Below are 17,642 nucleotides of genomic sequence, written 5' to 3'. Positions count from 1 at the left end.
CCGCCGGTTCCGGGCTACTGGTAGTCGGGGTGCGCGCGCAGCCAGGACTGGAACTGCGCGACGGCGACCTGGTGCTGGGCGTAGGTGTCCGAGAACACCGTCTCGCCCGTCTCGAGGTTGACCGTCACGAAGTACAGCCACTTGCCCTGCGCCATCTTCGTCACCGCGTTGATCGCCAGGTCCCCGGGGTTCGAGATCGGAGCCGGCGGCAGGCCCTTGTGCACGTAGGTGTTGTACTTGTTCGACGCGTCGGCGCGTTCCGCGTCGGTCGTGGTGACCCGGTGCGTGTTGCCGGTGCCGTACGCCACCGTCGCGTCGGACTGGAGCGGCATGTCGATGTCCAGGCGGTTCTGGAAGACCCTTGCGACCTTCGGGTAGTCGGCGGCGAGACCCGCTTCCTTCTGCACGAGGGACGCGAAGATGACGACGCGCTCCTGGTCCTTCTCCGCCACACCGGCGGCGGCCAGGTGCTCCTTCATCGTGTCGACCATCGACTGGAAGTACTGCTCCGCGGTCCACCCGGGGTTGATCGGGTACGTCGCCGGGAAGAGCCAACCCTCGAGGGTCGTGACCCCGGACGGCAGCCCGTACTTCGAGAGGTCCTTCGCCGCGGCGGAGACCTCGGCCTCGGAGAGTCCGGCCTTCGAGACCATGCCCGCCTCGATGTCCTTGAGCGCCGTGCCCTCGGGGATCACGATCGACGCCTTCACCGCGTTCGCAGGGTCCTGGAGCGCCGCGAGGGCCGCCTTGGCGCTCATGTGCTTCTTGAGCGCGTAGGAGCCCGGCTGGAACTGCACGTCCGGCGATGCGAGGAGCAGCTTGTAGAACGCCCGCGAGCTCTTCACGACGTCGCTGCGCTGCAGGGTCTTCGCGACGTCCTCGCCGATGTCGCCCTGCTTGATCGTGATGGTCACCTTCGAGGTGCCGGAGCCCGTGTAGTCGTCGGACTGCTGGGCCCCGCCGATGGCCGACGCGATCTGCTGGATCTTCGGCGCGATGAACTGGTAGCCGCCGACACCCGCCGCGATCACGACGGCGACGATGACGATCCCGGCGATGAGGGGCCCGCGTCGGCGCTTCGGACGCGGCGTACGTCCCGCCCGGGAGGCACGGCCTCCTCCGCCACGCCGGTCACCGCCGCCTGCTGCCGCGGCCGCCACCTCGTCGGCCGGCACGCGGTGCTCGCCGGTGAGCAGGGCGGTCACCTCGGGGTGCAGCTCGTCGACGCTGCGCGCCACCGGAGCGTCCGCCGGGGACACCGGACGACCGCCGTCGTCCCCCACGCCACGCCGCGCCGCGTGCTCCTGCTGCGCCGGTTCACCCTGCTGCCCCGCGTCACCTCGCGTTGCGGTGTCGCCCTGCTGCTCGGCTGCACGTGCTGCTTCTCGGGCCCGCGCCTCCCGCCGGGAGAGCGGCCGGTCCGGGCGGGGGTCGTCGGCGGCGTCGTCGCCGTCTCCGTCCCGTCGCCGCTCGGCGCCGCCCGCGGGCGAGATGATCGCGTTCCAGTCCAGCTCGTCTGCCAACGGATCCTCTGGTCTCTCGTTCGGGGACTCCGCCTGGGCACCACTTCGGGGAAGGTCGGTCGGAGCCCGCTTCGGGGGCTCGTCCGTCAGGGGAGCTCGGCCCCGGGAGGGGCACCGGACGCACGCTCGTGGTCGAGCGCGTGTTGCAAGATGATAACAGCGGCCGCTTGGTCGATCACGGCGCGGGACTTCTTGGTGTTCCGACCTGCCTGGTGCAGCCCGCGCTGGGCGGTCACGGTCGACAGCCGTTCGTCGACGAGTCGTACCGGACGGTGTCGGGCGATGCGCTCCGCGAAGGCACGCGCGTCCGCGGTCGACGGGGTGTCGCCGCCCGACATGGACAGCGGCAACCCGACGACGACCTCGAGCACGTCGTACTCGTCGGCGATCTCGACGATGCGACGGAGGTCCGAGGCGTCGTCGCGGCGCACCGTCTCGACGGGCGTCGCCAGCAGGCCGTCCCGGTCGCAGACCGCGACGCCGATGCGGGCGCGCCCGACGTCGACACCGAGCCGACGCCCGGGACGGACCGGCACGGTCAGGCCGCCAGGCGGTCGGTCACGGCCCGCAGCGCCGCCGGCAGTGCCGCAGCGTCGGTGCCACCACCCTGCGCGAGGTCCGGCTTGCCGCCACCGCCGCCGCCCAGCACACCAGCCGCCTCCTTGGCGAGCGGACCCGCCTGCACACCGGCAGCACGGGCAGCGTCGTTCGTCGCCACGATGACCACGGGCTTGCCGCTCACCACCGCGCCGAGCACGACGACCGCCGCACCGGTGCCGAGCTGCGCCCGGACGCCCGTCGCGAGGGAGCGCAGGTCGTCGCCGGACTGCACGTCCTCCACCGCCGCGGCGACGACGGTGGTCGCGCCGACCGTGGTGGCCTGTCGGGCGATCGTGGGGACACGCTGCTGGAGGTTCGCCGACTCGAACTCGGCGATCCGCTTCTGCGCGGCCTTCAGGTCCTCCATGAGGGATTGCACCCGGGTCGGCAGGTCCTCACGCGGCGCCTTGAGCGCGCTCGAGAGCTGGGAGACGATCGTGCGCTCGGCCGCGAGGTCGCGGAAGCCCTCGAGCCCGACGAGGGCCTCGACGCGTCGGTTGGTCGACCCGACGCTCGACTCGCCCACCAGGTTGACCAACCCGACCTGCGCGCTCGACGCGACGTGCGTGCCACCGCAGAGCTCGCGCGACCAGGGGCCGCCGATGTCCACCATGCGGACCTCGGCGCCGTACTTCTCGCCGAACAGGGCCTGCGCGCCGAGCGCCTTCGCCTCGTCGATCGGCAGCACCCGGGTCGACACCTCGAGGTCGGAGCGGATCGCGGTGTTCACGACCTCCTCGATCTCGGAGCGGGTCTCGAGCGAGACCGGCTGGGACCACGAGAAGTCGAGGCGCATGTACCCGGACTTGTTGTACGAACCCGCCTGCAGCGCCTCCGGGCCGAGGATGTCGCGGAGCGCCGCGTTGACGAGGTGCGTCGCGGAGTGCGCCTGCGTGGCACCGCGGCGGTACTCCGCGTCGACCACGGTCGTCGCGGCGTCACCCACACCGACCTCACCGGACCGCACCTGGACGGTGTGGCTCCACAGACCGGCGACCGGGCGCTGCACGTCGAGCACCTCGAGGTCGAAGCCGTTGCCGATGATCGATCCCTGGTCGGCGTCCTGGCCACCCGACTCCGCGTAGAGCGAGGTCTCGCCGAGGATGACCTCCGCGATGTCGCCCGCCACCGCCCGGTCCACGCTCACGCCGCCGACGATGATCCCGAGGACGTTCGTCTCGGCCTCGAGCGCGTCGTAGCCGAGGAACGTCGTCTCGCCCTTCGCCCGGAACGCGCTGTAGACGCTGAGGTCGGCGAGGGCGGTCTTCTTGCTCTTCGCGTCGGCCTTGGCCCGGGCCCGCTGCTCCGACATGAGGGTCTCGAACGCGCCGCGATCGACCTGCACCCCGGCTTCCTCGGCCATCTCGAGGGTCAGGTCGATCGGGAAGCCGAAGGTGTCGTGCAGCAGGAACGCGGTGTCGCCGCCGATCGCGGGCTTCCCGTCCGCCTTCGCTCGCTCGACCGCGACGTCGAGGATCGTCGTGCCCTGCGCCAGCGTGCGGAGGAAGGTCTCCTCCTCCGCGTAGGCGATGCGGGCGATGCGGTCGTAGCCCTCCGCCACCTCCGGGTAGGCGTCCTTCATGGCGTCGCGCGACGCCGGGAACAGCTGCGGGAACGTCGCACCCTCCACGCCGAGCAGGCGCATGGCGCGCACCGTGCGGCGGAGGAGCCGGCGGAGGATGTACCCGCGGCCCTCGTTCGACGGGGACACACCGTCGGCGATGAGCATCAGCGCTGAACGCACGTGGTCGGCGATGACCCGCATCCGCACGTCGTCCTCGTGCACCGCACCGTAGGTCCGGCCCGAGACCTCCGCCGCCTTGTCGAGGACCGGGCGGACCTGGTCGATCTCGTACATGTTGTCGACGCCCTGCTTGATGAAGGCGACGCGCTCCAGGCCCATGCCGGTGTCGATGTTCTTGTTCGGCAGTTCGCCGGTGATCGCGAAGTCGTACTTCGACCGGACGTCGGCGATCTGGTACTGCATGAACACGAGGTTCCAGATCTCGACGTACCGGTCGTCGTCGGTGGCGGGGCCGCCGTCGATCCCGTACGCCGGGCCGCGGTCGAAGAAGATCTCGGAGCAGGGCCCGGCCGGACCGGGCTGACCGGTCGACCAGTAGTTGGTGTCCTTGCCGAGCCGCTGGATGCGGTCGTCCGGCAGCGACGAGTGCTGCTTCCAGAAGGCGATCGCCTCGTCGTCCTCCTCGTAGACGGTCACCCAGAGGTCGTCGGGCGAGAAGCCGAGCCCGCCGTCCGACTCCGGCGTCGTCAGGAGCTCCCAGGCGTACTGGATCGCCTGCTCCTTGAAGTAGTCGCCGAACGAGAAGTTGCCGTTCATCTGGAAGAACGTGCCGTGCCGCGGGGTCTTGCCGACCTCTTCGATGTCGTTCGTGCGGATGCACTTCTGCACGCTCGTGGCACGCGGGTACGGCGCCGGGACCAGTCCGGTCAGGTACGGGATGAACGGCACCATGCCAGCCACCGTGAAGAGGAGTGACGGGTCGTCCGAGACGAGCGACGCGGACGGGACGACGGTGTGCCCGCGGTCGCCGAAGAACTGGAGCCAACGGCGGCGGATCTCTGCGGTCTGCATGGTGCTTCCTGGTTTCAGGTCGAGTGCGTGCGAGGAGGACGTGCGGCGGTCGGTGACCGGGCTCAGACGTCGGTGCGGAGCTCGGCGTCGCGGGACTTGTACCCGTCGGCGACCGCGTCGGCGAAGGCCTTCGTCCGCGCGTTCACGTCGGCGAAGAAGCGAGCGCCGGCGGGCGTGTTCGCGACCTGGTGGGCGACGACGAACCCGATGACGACGCCGACGGCGACGAAGAACAGCTGCTTCACGGTGCCTCTCCCTCTCGCGTGCGTGGTGTGCACGCCCGACAAGCTTAGTGGCGGTGCTGAGCGGGGACACGGAACGGCGGGCCGCCCTCTGAGAGGACGACCCGCCGTTCGTGGGTGATCAGGTGATCAGCGCGCTGCGTAGTACTCGACGACGAGCTGCACTTCACAGGTCACGGGGACCTCGGCTCGCTTCGGGCGACGCACGAGACGTGCCTGGAGCTTGTCGATCTCGACCTCGAGGTAGCCCGGGACCTTCGGCAGGACTTCCTGGTGCCCACCGGCGGCGGCGACCTGGAACGGCTCGAGGGATTCGGAGCGCTGCTTCACGTGGATGAGCTGCCCCTCCTTCACGCGGAAGGACGGACGGTCGACGAGCTTGCCGTCGACGAGGATGTGGCGGTGCACGATCATCTGACGGGCCTGCGCCGTGGTGCGGGCGAAGCCGGCACGGAGCACGAGGGCGTCGAGGCGCTGCTCGAGGAGCTCGACCAGGTTCTCACCGGTCAGGCCCTTCGTCTTGCGGGCCTCTTCGAAGACGATGCGGAGCTGCTTCTCGCGGATGCCGTACTGGGCGCGCAGACGCTGCTTCTCACGGAGGCGGACGGCGTAGTCGCTGTCCGCACGACGGCGGGTACGGCCGTGCTCACCGGGGCCGTAGGGGCGCTTCTCGAGGTAGCGGGCCGCCTTCGGGGTCAGCGGGATGCCGAGCGCGCGGGAGAGGCGGGTCTTGCTACGGGAGCGGGACTTGGTAGACACAGGGTCCTTTTCTGTACTGAACTGAACGGATCGCGGGCCCCGGCACGCGCACGCACCGACGAACCCCGCGAAGGGATCCAGAGGGATGAGCCTGTGGGATCGGACGGCTACAGTCCGAACCTCTGTCCCCGTACCACTGCTGTGGCACTGTGTCCTCGACGCAGCCGCACGCGAGGACCAGGACGTAGGCCCGTCAACGATAGCAGCAAGACGCGCTCCGGACCACCGCCGCGCCTACTCGCCGCGCGTGATCCGCCGGAGGCGTTCGAGCCGCGGTCCGACCTCGCGCTCGTACCCGTTCGTCGTCGGCGTGTAGTACTCGGTGCCCTCGAGCGCGTCCGGCAGGTACTGCTGCCGGGCGACCCCGTGCTCGGCGTCGTGCGAGTACACGTAGCCCTTGCCGTGGCCGAGCCGCTTCGCCCCCGGGTAGTGGGCGTCCCGCAGGTGCGTCGGCACGACCCCCATGCGCCCGGCCTTGACGTCCGCGATCGCCTGGTTGACGCCGTTGTACGACGCGTTCGACTTCGGCGCCGTGGCGAGGTAGACCACGGCCTCGGCGAGCGGGATGCGCCCCTCCGGCATGCCGATGAGTTGTACCGCCTGCGCCGCCGCCACCGCGATCGGCAGGGCCTGCGGGTCCGCCATCCCGATGTCCTCGGACGCAGAGATGATGATGCGCCGGGCGATGAACCGCGGGTCCTCGCCGGCCTCGATCATGCGCGCGAGGTAGTGCAGTGCAGCGTCGACGTCGCTCCCCCGCACCGACTTGATGAAGGCGCTGATGACGTCGTAGTGCTCGTCGCCCTGCCGGTCGTACCGCAGCAGTGCACGGTCCACGGCAGCCGCCACGGTGTCGGCGTCCACCACCGGCACGGTCTCGTCGTCCTCGTCCTGGGCGGCCGCCGCCGAGGCCGCAGCCGCCTCGAGCGCCGTGAGCGCACGTCGGGCGTCGCCGGAGGCCAGGCGCACGATGGCTGCCCGCGCCTCGTCCCCGAGGACGACCGCACCGCCGAGGCCCCGCGAGTCCTCCACAGCACGGTCGACGAGCATCCCGAGGTCGCCGTCGGTGAGCGGCTTGAGCGTGAGCAGGAGCGAGCGGGAGAGCAGGGGCGAGATCACCGAGAACGACGGGTTCTCGGTGGTCGCCGCGATGAGGATCACCCACCCGTTCTCGACGCCGGGGAGCAGGGCGTCCTGCTGGGCCTTGCTGAAGCGGTGGATCTCGTCGAGGAACAGCACCGTCGTCGACCCGTAGAGGTCGCGGTGCGCGAGCGCCTTCTCCATCACCTCGCGCACGTCCTTGACGCCGGCGGTGACGGCCGACAGCTCCACGAACTCGCGGCCCGACTGCCGGGCGATCGCCTGCGCGAGCGTGGTCTTGCCGGTGCCGGGCGGCCCCCAGAGGATGACGGAGACACCGCCGGGGTTCTCCCGCGTGCCGGTGGCGAGCTGCACGAGCGGCGACCCGCGCCCGAGCAGGTGCTGCTGGCCGGCGACCTCGTCCAGCGAGGTGGGCCGCATCCGCACCGCGAGCGGCACGGAACCCTGCGCGAGCCCCGCTCGCCCACCCGTGGTGGGCGCGTTGATGCCCGAGCGGTCCGTCGCCATGGGACCAAGCCTAGGCGTCACCACCGACAGGAGCGCCCACCGGACGGGAGGCGCGGTGCGGGCCGGCAGCGTGCCTCCAGGCCGACGACGGTGCCGGTCCGGTACGCTCGTCGCACCGTCCAGACGAGAGGCCCTCCCAGCACCGTGGCACCGAAGAACCAGGCGCGTGACAACCGTGAGGCGCGTGAGCGCCTCCGTCTCTACCAAGCCCGCCAGGGGCTGCACGAACGGCAGCGGCGGCGGCGGGTGCGGGACAACCTCGTCGGCGTCGGCGTCCTCGTGGTGGTCGCGGCCCTCGCGACCGGGTCGCAGCTCGCCTTCGCCGGCTCCCGCGGCTCGGTCTCGGCCGGTGCGAGCGCGACGGCGACCGGCACCACGACCCCCTCGCCGAGCGCCACCGCCGGGAACACCGGGGACGTGCCGAGCAAGTCCATCGCGAAGGACTCCACCTGGACCGGGACGCTCACGCTCAACAAGGACGTCCGGCTCGGCATCGAGCTCGACGGCAAGGCCGCCCCGCAGGCCGCGAGCGTCGAGATCAAGCTCATCCAGGACCAGTTCTACACGGGCACCACCTGCCACCGGCTCGCCGACAGCGCCGGCCTGCAGTTCCTGCAGTGCGGGTCCGCGAACGGCGACGGGACGGGCGACGCCGGGTTCGAGTACGGCCCGCTCGAGAACGTGCCGAGCGACGGCGAGTACACGAAGGGGACGATCGCCATCGCGCGCGGCTCATCGCCGTACTCGCAGTCCACGCAGTTCTTCATCGTGTACGGCGACACCACGCTCGACACGTCCACGGGCGGCTACACCGTCGTCGGCAAGGTCACGAGCGGCCTGCCGGACCTGGTGTCGGAGATCACGTCGAAGGGCATCGCGAGCGCCGGCAGCGACGGCACCGGCGAGCCGAAGGTGGCCACCAAGATCACCGGCGCGACGATCTCCCGCGAGCAGTAGTCCACCGGTCGTCGACCCCGGCCGTTCGCGGAGGCCCCGCGTGCAATAGGCTGACGACCTGACCGTGCCGACGGGGACGTCGGCGATGCACGACCACGATCGAGGCGAGACCTGTGGGATCTGACGAAGCAACGACCTGGGGGCGGGTCGACGAGGACGGGACGGTGTACGTCCGGTACGGCGACGGCGAGCGAGCCGTCGGCGAGTACCCGGACGCGACCGCTGACGAGGCGCTCGCCTACTTCGCCCGGAAGTACGCCGACCTCGAGGGGCAGGTGAAGATCGCCGAGCAGCGCGTGCAGCGCGGCGCCAGCGCGAACGACGTCTCCCGCACCGTGGCGCACCTCCGCGAGCAGCTGTCCGACGCACGGGTCGTCGGCGACATCAAGGCGCTCGAGGACCGCGTCGCGGCGCTCTCCGACCAGGTCGGGTCGCTGACCAAGGAGCAGGCCGAGCAGGCCCAGCAGGCGCTGAGCGACGCCCTGGCCCACCGCACGGCGTTGGTGGAGGAGGCCGAGGCCCTCGCCGCCGTCGACCCCGCCCGTGCCCAGTGGAAGCAGATCACCGCGCAGCTCGACGACGTGTTCGCCCGCTGGCAGCAGCACCAGCACGACGGGCCGCGCATCCCCAAGAACGAGGCGAACGAGCTCTGGAAGCGGTTCCGTGCCGCACGCTCGACCGTCGACCAGCACCGCCGGGCGTTCTACTCCGAGCTCGACGCGCAGCACCGCGACGCCCGCAGCCGGAAGCAGGACCTCGTCGCACAGGCCGAGGCACTCGCGCCGCGCGGCTCCGAGGCCATCCCCGCGTACCGCCAGCTCCTCGACGACTGGAAGCGCGCCGGGCGGGCCGGCAAGCGCCACGACGACGCCCTCTGGGCCCGGTTCAAGGCCGCGGGCGACGTCCTGTTCGAGCAGCGCCACGCCGAGGCCGCGGTCGAGAACGAGGAGTTCTCCGCGAACCTCGAGGCGAAGCAGGCGCTCCTGACCGAGGCCGAGCCGCTCCTGCAGGCCACCGACCGGGTGCAGGCCCGGAAAACCCTGACGGGCATCCAGCGGCGGTGGGACGAGATCGGCAAGGTCCCGCGCGGGGACGTCCGCCGCATCGAGGACCGGCTGCGGCAGATCGAGGACCACGTGCGGAGCCTCGAGGACGCCCACTGGAAGGCGTCCGACCCGGAGCGCAAGGCCCGGCAGACCGGACTCGCGAGCCAGCTCGAGGACGCCATCGGCAAGCTCGAGGCGGAGCTCGCGGCGGCGAAGGAGTCCGGGGACGCCCGCAAGATCAAGGACGCGCAAGAGGCCCTCGACGCCCGCAAGATCTGGCTCGACGCCCTCGGCGGCTGAGCCGTCCGCGCCTCCGACGCCCCGCGACCGATCGGTCGCGGGGCGTCGTGCGTTCCGCCCGGTGCCGTCCGAGTGCCGGCTGCCACGCCCTCCGAAGGCCGCCTGTCGCGCCCTCCGAAGGCCGGCTGTCGCGCCCTCCCCTGCCGACACTGCCGCGAAAGCGACAGAACGCGCGGCCGGACCGGCGCGATCTGTCGCTTTCGCGAAAACGACACCGTGGTCTGTCGCTTTCGCGCCACCAACGATCCGCCGCAGCGACGAATGGACGGCTCAGACGGGCGCGGGCATGCCGAGCAGTGTCCGGATGTCGCGGTCGTCCTGCTGCATCTGCGCCGCGAGTTCGTCCATCGACGAGAACTTCACCATGCCCCGCACGTACGACACGAACAGCACCGCGATCGTGTCGCCGTACAGGTCGATGTCGACGTCGAGCAGGTGCGCCTCGATCTGCTTCTCCGGCACACCGTCGAACGTGGGGTTGTTCCCGACGGACACCGCCGCCGGGTAGACCGTCCCCTCGTGGAGCACGCGGGCCGCGTACACGCCGTCGGCGGGCACGAAGCCCTCGCAGCGCGGATCGAGGTTCGCGGTCGGGTACCCCATCGCCCGGCCCCGCTGGTTGCCGTGCACCACCGTGCTCCGGACGGCGTGCTCGCGGCCGAGGAGCCGTGCCGCCTCGGCCACGCGCCCCTCGCCGAGGAGTTCCCGGATCCAGGTCGACGACACCCGCCGCTCCCCCGCGGGCCGGACGTCGTCCACCAGGTCGACGTCGTCGATGAGCTCCACCGCGAACCCGTGCTGCTCTCCGAGTCGCCGCAGCAACGCGACGTCGCCGGCGCCCTTCGCCCCGAACCGGAAGTCGCTGCCGACGAAGACGAGCCGGGCGTGCAGGGTGTCGACGAGGATGTCGGCGACGAAGTCCTCGGGTGCGCGGGACTGCAGCTCGTGGTCGAACCGCAGCAGCACGGTCGCGTCGACCCCGACCTGCTCGAGGAGTTCGCGGCGCTGTGCCACGCTCGTCAGCGCCGGCGGGACCCGCTCGGGGTCGATGACGTTGAGCGGGTGGCGGTCGAAGGTGACCACGGTGGACACGAGCCCCTGCTGACGCGCGGCCTGTTCGAGGTGTGCGATGACGGCGCGGTGCCCCACGTGGACGCCGTCGAACTTCCCGATCGTGACCGCACTCGGGCCGAAGCCCTGGGCGACGTCGGCGAGGTCGTCGTAGAACTGCACGGGATCCCCTACTCGCCGGCGGCGACGGTCGGGCGGCCGGTGGACTGCTCCTGCGCCGCGGTCCGGTGGTGCTTGCGGAGCCACCACAGGCCGGCGATCGGGAGCACGAGCGGTGCGAAGAGGTACCCGAGCCCGTAGTACGACCAGACGGTGTCGTCGGGGAACAGCTGGTGGTCGAGGAGCGAGAGCGTGCCGACGACGAGCACGCCGGCCATCTCGAACCCGATGGTGACGCAGGCGACCCGGTACCACGCCCGTCCCGGTGCGATCAGGGCGATCATGGCGACGATGTAGACGACCGCCGACACCGCGCTCAGCGTGTACGCGAAGGGGGCGAAGGAGAACTTCTCGATGATCTGCACGACGCTGCGCCCCGTCGCCGCGAGCGCGAGGATGCCGTAGACGGCGATGAGGACGCGGCCGATGCCGGTCGCGAGGGAGGATCTGGTCGCCATTGCACCGATTCTACCGACGGCGGACGACACCGCGGTCACGCGGCGACCTGCGCACACGGCACGACCCGCCCACAGCCAGCACGACCCGCCCGCACTCGGCACGACCACCCGCACCCGGCACGACCCGCCAACGCCGAGCGCTGCGTCAGGTGAGGGCGAACCAGATCTGGTACATCCGGTACAGCATCACCGCGACGGTGAACGCGCCCGCACCGAGCACCACCGTGCTCCACTTCGTCCGGTCGATCAACGCCCACACGATCGTCGCCGGCGGCACGAGCAGGACCGACACCGCGTAGACGCCGAACTCCAGCCCGTTGCCGCGCGGCGGGCTGCCGACCGCGGGCAGCACGAGCGAGACGACGCCCTGCGCGATGAGGAGCAGCTCGACGAGGACGAGCGACCCCACGGTGTAGTCGTTCGGCTTCCACCCGATGAACCCCACCACCACGGCGAACAGCCCGGCGACGACCGCGATGACGAGCTGCAGCCACATGAACCACTCGATCACGGCTCAGGCTCCTGTCGGGGTCGGGAAGTTGGTGATGACGCGCAGCTGTCCGCGGCGGACCGAGACGAGTCCGACGAGTCGGTCGGCCGCACTCGCGACCGCCGCCACCGGCCCGTCGTCGTCCGGCTGCTCGACCCGCACCCGCTTGCCGTCCGCCAGGTCCTTCGCGGCGACCGGGTCGAGCGTGACCGTCGGGAAGAGCCGGCGGGCGATGTCGACCGGTCGTGCGAGCGCGGCCCGCACGTCCGTGGCGTCGTCCTCCAGGTCGACCGCGTCGTCGACGACGAACGGGCCGACCTCGGTCCGCCGGAGTGCGGTGAGGTGCGCCCCGGTGCCGAGCGCGGCACCGACGTCGCGGGCGAGCGCCCGCACGTACGTGCCGGAGGAGCAGGCGACGACCACGTCGAGGTCGACCACGCGGACGTCCTCACCGTCGACGGACACCGTCCGGTCGCGGCGGTCCGTGACCTCGAACCGGGACACCGTGACCGAGCGGGAGCGGAGGACGACCTCCTCGCCCTTGCGCGCGAGGTCGTACGCCCGGCGCCCGTCCACCTTGATCGCGCTCACGGTCGACGGGACCTGGTCGATCCGGCCACGCTGCGCGGCGACCGCCTGTTCGACCGCGGCGTCGGAGACGTCGGCATCGACGATCCCGGGGGCGGCGGTCGGCGTGCCGTCGGCGTCGTCGGAGTCGGTGGACACCCCGAGTCGGATGGTCGCCGTGTAGGTCTTGTCGAGCCCGACGAGGTGCGTGAGGAGCCGCGTCGACGACCCGACGCCGAGGATGAGCAGGCCGGTGGCCATCGGATCGAGGGTGCCGGCGTGACCGATCTTCTTCAGTCCGAGCCGGCGCCGGGCGATCGACACGACCCGGTGACTGGAGATCCCCTGCGGCTTGTCGACGAGGAGGATCCCGTCCGGCGGCGATTCGAGCACCCGGAGAGGCTACCAGCGCTCGTCGTGCCGCTCAGCGTCAGCAGGCGTCGTTCCACTCGCGCCGCGGGTGCTCCGGATCGGTGACGTCGAGGATCGCGGACGCGGCGATCTTGACGTCGGCGCGGCGCTCGAGGCGCCCCTGCTCCTGCTCGACCCACAACGACCAGCGCCAGAGTCCGCGGACGCCGGGGTCGAGCACGCCGTGGCCGTGCACGACGAGCACGCCGGGACCCTCGCCCGTCGAGCGGAACGGCGCGACGAGGTCCGTCCGCAGCGCTTCGGCGGAGGCCGACGGTGCCGCGGCCGCCATCGCCTGGACACCGTGCTGCTCGAACCCGGCGACGAGTGCCGCGGCGATGCGCTCGAGGTCGGTGCCCGGTTGCCCGTCGATCCCGATGACGGTCCGGTTCGTGCCGACCTGCGCGATCGCCTCGGCCGCGATCGCGGCCATGGTGTCGGTCTCCTGCGGTGCCCAGCGTGCCATGCGCCCACCGTAGGCTGTCCTGGTGAACGCGCGCCGAGCCTCCAGGCAGTCCGCGGAGGACGGACCGCCTGTGGACGGCGGCTCCGCGACCGACGGACCGCCCACCGTCCCCGACCTCGCCACCCCGCTCATCGCGTGGTTCCGCGCCGAGGCGCGTGACCTGCCGTGGCGCCGACCCGGATTCCCCGCCTGGGGGACGCTGGTCAGCGAGATCATGCTGCAGCAGACGCAGGTGGCGCGCGTCGTCCCCCGACTGGAGGCGTGGCTCACCCGGTGGCCGACACCGCGCGACCTCGCGCAGTCACCCCCGGCGGACGCGGTCCGGGCCTGGGACCGGCTCGGCTACCCGAGACGGGCGCTCGCGCTGCACGCGGCGGCGACGGTGATCGCCGAGCAGCACGACAACGTCGTGCCGCGCGACGTCGACGCACTCCTCGCCCTGCCCGGCATCGGTGACTACACCGCCCGTGCGGTGGCGGTCTTCGCGTACGGCGACCGCCACCCGGTCGTCGACGTCAACGTCCGCCGTGTGCTCGCCCGGGCGCTGCTCGGCCAGGGGCAACCCGGTCCGGCGAAGGCGAAGCAGGACCTGCCGCTCATGGAGTCCGTGCTGCCGTCCGACCGTGACGACGCAGCGGCCACGAACGCCGCGGTGATGGAGCTCGGCGCCCTCGTCTGCGTCGCCCGCTCCCCCGTGTGCGACGCCTGCCCGATCGCCGACCGCTGTGCCTGGCGCGCAGCCGGGTACCCGGAGCACGACGGACCGCGGGCGCCGAAGCAGGCGCGGTTCGCGGGGAGCGACCGGCAGGTGCGCGGGCTCATCATGGCGGAGCTCCGCGCGAGCGACGTCCCGGTGCTGCGGACCGAGATCGACATGATCTGGCCCGACGACGCACAGCGGGAGCGGGCACTCGCCTCGCTCCTCGCCGACGGACTGGCCGTCGGCGACGACACGGGCGGGTACACGCTCCCGCACGGGTGAGGGCTACGCCTGGTCGGCGTCATCGTCGTCGTCGTGCTTGTACGGGTCGGCATCGCCGGCGTACTGCGCCCCGGCCGAAGCTGCCCGCACCTGGGCGTCCCGCACCTGGGCCTGCGCGAGGAGGTCCTCCATGTGCGCCGAGGTCTCCGGCAGGGCGTCGGCGATGAACTCGAGCGACGGGGTGAGCCGCGCCGTGATGTTCTTGCCGACCTCGCTGCGGAGCATGCCGGTCGCCGCCTTGAGCGCCGCAGCCGAGTCCGCACGCTCCTGGTCGGTGCCGTACACCGTGTAGAAGACCGACGCGTGCTGCAGGTCCCCGGTGACGCGCACGTCGGTGATCGTCACGAAGCCGAGTCGCGGGTCACGCAGGCCCTTGTCGAGCCGACGTGCGACGACCTCCTTGATGCGGTCCGCCATCTTGCGGGCGCGCTGCGGGTCAGCCATGGGTGCCTCCTGGGGCAGGGATTCTTCTGGTGGAACGGGTGGACCCCGCCGCCCCCTGGGGGAACGGCGGGGTCCAGGATAGCCAGCGACTAGTCGCGCGGCTTCTCGACGAGCTCGGTCGTCTCGATCTCGTCACCGATCTGGATGTCGTTGTACTTGCCCAGACCGATACCGGCCTCGAAGTCCGTGCGGACCTCGGTGACGTCGTCCTTGAAGCGACGCAGGGACTCGATCGCCAGACCGTCGGCGATGACGACACCCTCGCGGATGACGCGCGCCTTGGCGTTGCGGGTGATCGTGCCGGAGCGGACGATGACACCGGCGATGTTGCCGAACTTCGAGGAACGGAACACCTCCCGGATCTCGGCGACGCCGGACTGGACCTCCTCGTACTCGGGCTTGAGCATGCCCTTGAGGGACTGCTCGATGTCCTCGAGTGCGTTGTAGATGACCGAGTAGAAGCGCACGTCGATGCCTTCGCGCGCCGCACGCTCGCGGGCCTTGACGTCCGGACGGACGTTGAAGCCGAGCACGATCGCGTTGTCGATCGTCGCGAGGTCGATGTCCGACTCCGTGATCGCACCCACACCGCGGTGCAGGATGCGCAGCTGGACGCTGTCGTCCACCTCGATGTCGAGGAGCGACTGCTCGAGTGCCTCGACGGCACCGGAGACGTCACCCTTGATGATGAGGTTGAGCGACTCGACCTTGCCCTCCTCGAGCGCACGGGTGAAGTCCTCGAGCGAGATGCGCTTGCGGGCCTTGGCCAGCTGGGCGTTGCGCTCGGCTGCCTCACGCTTCTCGGCGATCTGACGGGCCGTGCGGTCCTCTTCCGTGACGAGGAACGTGTCACCGGCGCGCGGCACCGACGACAGACCCTGCACCTGGACCGGGCGGCTCGGCGTCGCGGCCTGGACCGCCACGCCGTTCTCGTCCGTCATCGCCCGGACGCGACCGTAGGCCGTGCCCGCGACGATGGCGTCGCCGACGTGCAGCGTGCCGGACTGGATGAGGACGGTCGCGACCGAGCCGCGGCCCTTGTCGAGCTTCGCCTCGATGGCGACGCCTCGAGCGTCCTTGTCCGGGTTGGCACGCAGGTCGAGGCCCGCGTCGGCGGTGAGCAGCACCGCGTCGAGGAGGTCCTGGATGCCGACGTTGTTGCGCGCCGACACGTCGACGAACATGACGTCGCCGCCGTACTCCTCGGCCACCAGGTTGTACTCGGTCAGCTGCTGCCGGACCTTCGCCGGGTTCGCGCCTTCCTTGTCGATCTTGTTCACCGCGACCACGATCGGCACGTTGGCCGACTGCGCGTGGTTCAGCGCCTCGATCGTCTGGGGCATGATGCCGTCGTCCGCCGCCACCACGAGGATCGCGATGTCGGTCACCTGCGCACCACGGGCACGCATGGCGGTGAACGCCTCGTGACCCGGGGTGTCGATGAAGGTGATCGGACGCTCGATGCCCTCGTGCTCGGTGACGATCTGGTACGCACCGATGTGCTGCGTGATGCCGCCGGCCTCGCCCTCGACCACCTTCGAGTTGCGGATGGCGTCGAGGAGGCGGGTCTTGCCGTGGTCGACGTGGCCCATGACGGTGACGACCGGCGGGCGCTGCTGCAGCACGTCGTCGTCCTCGTCCTCGAGCTCGGCTTCGAGGTCGATGTCGAAGCCCTCGAGGAGCTCCTTGTCCTCGTCCTCCGGCGACACGATCTGGATCTTGTAGCCCAGCTCGTCACCGAGGATCTCGAACGTCGCCTCGTCCAGCGACTCCGTGGCGGTCGCCATCTCACCGAGGTGGAACAGCACCGTCACGAGGTTGCCGGGGCTCGCGTCGATCTTGTCGGCGAAGTCCGAGATGCTCGCACCACGACGCAGGCGGATGACCGTGTTGCCGTCGCCGCGCGGGACCTGCACGCCGCCGAGCGACGGCGCCTGCCGCATCTCGTACTCGGCGCGCTTCGTCCGCTTCGACTTGCGGGCACGGCTCTTGCCGCCACCGCGACCGAACGCACCGGCGGTACCACCGCCGGGGCCACGACCACGACCGCCACCACCGGCGGGACGCGGGCCGCTGAACGCCGGGCGGCCGAAGCCACCCGCGCCGCCACCGGCACCACCGGGACGGTTGAAGCCGCCGCCCTGGCCGCCGCGACCGCCACCCTGGCCCGGGCGCTGCCCGAAGCCGTTCGGACGACCCTGCTGGCCGGGGCCACCCGGACGCGGAGCGCCGGGACGCGGGGTCCCGGGGCGCGGCGGAGCCGGACGCGGGATGCCGTTGCCGCCACCGGAACCGGCGGCCGGACGCTGGCCCATGCCCTGGTTCTGGGAGTACGGGTTGTTGCCGGGGCGCGGCGGGCGCGAGCCCATGCCCTGGCTGGACGCGTAGGGGTTGTTGCCCGGACGGGCGCCCGGCTTCGGTCCGCCGGGCTTGGGCGCGGCGGCGTTCGGCTTCGGGGTGCCCGGCTTGGCGTCGGTGGAGCCGCCGGAGGCCTTCTCGGCAGCGGCGGCCTTCTGCGCGGCCTCGGCCTCGGCCTGACGCTGCGCGACCGACTTCGGCGCACCGGGGACCGGGGCGTCGGACGCGGGCTGCTCAGCCGGCTGTGCCTTCGGGGCGGGCGTCGCCGGACCCGGCTTCGCGCCGGGCTTGGGCGCAGCGGCACCGGGCTTCGGCGCGGACGCACCGGGCTTGGGCGCGGCGGCACCGGGCTTCGATGCGCTCGCGGTCCCAGCCGCGGCGGGCTTCGACGCCGGGACGCCGTCCGCCTGCAGCGCAGCACGGAGTTTGCGCGCGACGGGGGGTTCCACACTGGAGCTCGGGCCCTTGACGAACTCGCCGAGTTCCTTGAGCTTCTCCATTGCGGTCTTGCTGTCGACACCGAGTTCGGATGCGATCTCGTGTACGCGTGGTTTTGCCACAGTTCTCCTTCACGGGTCCTGCCCCGTGAAGGGGCAGGACTCACT

General features: G+C 71.5%; 16 protein-coding genes. 3 read left to right on the top strand and 13 right to left on the bottom strand.

What is annotated here, in order from left to right; all coding sequences use genetic code 11:
- Nucleotides 1-14: 14 nt before the first annotated feature.
- From mltG to Csp2054_RS09805, 6 genes are all read right to left on the bottom strand, one after another.
- Nucleotides 15-1,523 (bottom strand): endolytic transglycosylase MltG, encoded by a 1,509-nt coding sequence (mltG, locus tag Csp2054_RS09830; protein WP_141399215.1) that lies wholly within the window; start codon nt 1,521-1,523, stop codon nt 15-17.
- 86 nt (nt 1,524-1,609) lie between these two features.
- Entirely contained in the window at nt 1,610-2,059 is a 450-nt protein-coding gene (gene ruvX, locus Csp2054_RS09825) for a Holliday junction resolvase RuvX (RefSeq protein ID WP_096899130.1), read from the bottom strand.
- A 2-nt stretch (nt 2,060-2,061) separates the two neighbouring features.
- Nucleotides 2,062-4,719, bottom strand: coding sequence for an alanine--tRNA ligase (alaS, locus tag Csp2054_RS09820; protein WP_096899129.1), 2,658 nt, complete (start codon nt 4,717-4,719; stop codon nt 2,062-2,064).
- Nucleotides 4,720-4,781: 62 nt separating this feature from the next.
- Nucleotides 4,782-4,964 carry a hypothetical protein gene (locus tag Csp2054_RS09815; RefSeq protein WP_096899128.1) on the bottom strand — a complete coding sequence of 61 codons (183 nt, stop codon included), beginning with the start codon at nt 4,962-4,964 and terminating at the stop codon, nt 4,782-4,784.
- Between the two features lie 126 nt (nt 4,965-5,090).
- Complete coding sequence (gene rpsD / locus Csp2054_RS09810; protein ID WP_096899127.1) at nt 5,091-5,720, bottom strand: 30S ribosomal protein S4; 630 nt, start codon at nt 5,718-5,720, stop codon at nt 5,091-5,093.
- Nucleotides 5,721-5,954: 234 nt separating this feature from the next.
- A complete protein-coding gene (locus Csp2054_RS09805; RefSeq protein WP_096899126.1) occupies nt 5,955-7,328 on the bottom strand; it encodes a replication-associated recombination protein A in 1,374 nt (457 codons plus the stop codon).
- 144 nt (nt 7,329-7,472) lie between these two features.
- Here Csp2054_RS09805 and Csp2054_RS09800 point away from each other — a divergent pair, with 144 nt between their 5' ends.
- Together Csp2054_RS09800 and Csp2054_RS09795 are read left to right on the top strand one after the other, a co-directional pair.
- On the top strand, nt 7,473-8,285 hold the full coding sequence (locus Csp2054_RS09800) for a peptidylprolyl isomerase (RefSeq protein ID WP_096899125.1): 813 nt from the start codon (nt 7,473-7,475) through the stop codon (nt 8,283-8,285).
- Between the two features lie 113 nt (nt 8,286-8,398).
- Nucleotides 8,399-9,631, top strand: coding sequence for a DUF349 domain-containing protein (locus tag Csp2054_RS09795; RefSeq protein WP_176491646.1), 1,233 nt, complete (start codon nt 8,399-8,401; stop codon nt 9,629-9,631).
- A gap of 270 nt (nt 9,632-9,901) precedes the next feature.
- On the opposite strand, the gene Csp2054_RS09790 is transcribed toward Csp2054_RS09795, so the two are convergent.
- The 5 genes from Csp2054_RS09790 to Csp2054_RS09770 form a co-directional block, all read right to left on the bottom strand.
- Nucleotides 9,902-10,864: a bifunctional riboflavin kinase/FAD synthetase gene (locus Csp2054_RS09790; RefSeq protein WP_096899123.1), complete on the bottom strand. Its 963-nt coding sequence runs from the start codon at nt 10,862-10,864 to the stop codon at nt 9,902-9,904.
- An 8-nt stretch (nt 10,865-10,872) separates the two neighbouring features.
- Complete coding sequence (locus Csp2054_RS09785) at nt 10,873-11,319, bottom strand: hypothetical protein (protein WP_096899122.1); 447 nt, start codon at nt 11,317-11,319, stop codon at nt 10,873-10,875.
- A gap of 145 nt (nt 11,320-11,464) precedes the next feature.
- Nucleotides 11,465-11,830 carry a hypothetical protein gene (locus Csp2054_RS09780; RefSeq protein ID WP_096899121.1) on the bottom strand — a complete coding sequence of 122 codons (366 nt, stop codon included), beginning with the start codon at nt 11,828-11,830 and terminating at the stop codon, nt 11,465-11,467.
- Between the two features lie 3 nt (nt 11,831-11,833).
- The gene (gene truB / locus Csp2054_RS09775) at nt 11,834-12,769 is read right to left on the bottom strand and encodes a tRNA pseudouridine(55) synthase TruB (RefSeq protein WP_096899120.1); all 936 of its coding nucleotides are present in this window, start codon (nt 12,767-12,769) and stop codon (nt 11,834-11,836) included.
- 37 nt (nt 12,770-12,806) lie between these two features.
- Nucleotides 12,807-13,253 carry a hypothetical protein gene (locus Csp2054_RS09770; RefSeq protein ID WP_096899119.1) on the bottom strand — a complete coding sequence of 149 codons (447 nt, stop codon included), beginning with the start codon at nt 13,251-13,253 and terminating at the stop codon, nt 12,807-12,809.
- Between the two features lie 130 nt (nt 13,254-13,383).
- On the opposite strand from Csp2054_RS09770, the gene Csp2054_RS09765 reads away from it, so the two are divergent.
- A complete protein-coding gene (locus tag Csp2054_RS09765; RefSeq protein WP_411897151.1) occupies nt 13,384-14,235 on the top strand; it encodes an A/G-specific adenine glycosylase in 852 nt (283 codons plus the stop codon).
- Between the two features lie 3 nt (nt 14,236-14,238).
- On the opposite strand, the gene rbfA is transcribed toward Csp2054_RS09765, so the two are convergent.
- The gene (gene rbfA, locus Csp2054_RS09760) at nt 14,239-14,679 is read right to left on the bottom strand and encodes a 30S ribosome-binding factor RbfA (protein ID WP_096899117.1); all 441 of its coding nucleotides are present in this window, start codon (nt 14,677-14,679) and stop codon (nt 14,239-14,241) included.
- An 89-nt stretch (nt 14,680-14,768) separates the two neighbouring features.
- Nucleotides 14,769-17,597, bottom strand: a complete 2,829-nt coding sequence (gene infB / locus Csp2054_RS09755) for a translation initiation factor IF-2 (protein WP_096899116.1) — start codon at nt 17,595-17,597, stop codon at nt 14,769-14,771.
- Between the last annotated feature and the right edge of the window lie 45 nt (nt 17,598-17,642).

Origin of the sequence: Curtobacterium sp. 'Ferrero' (genome assembly GCF_002412165.1) — a bacterium.
GTDB lineage: Bacteria > Actinomycetota > Actinomycetes > Actinomycetales > Microbacteriaceae > Curtobacterium.
This window is presented reverse-complemented; position numbering and strand designations above follow the sequence as displayed.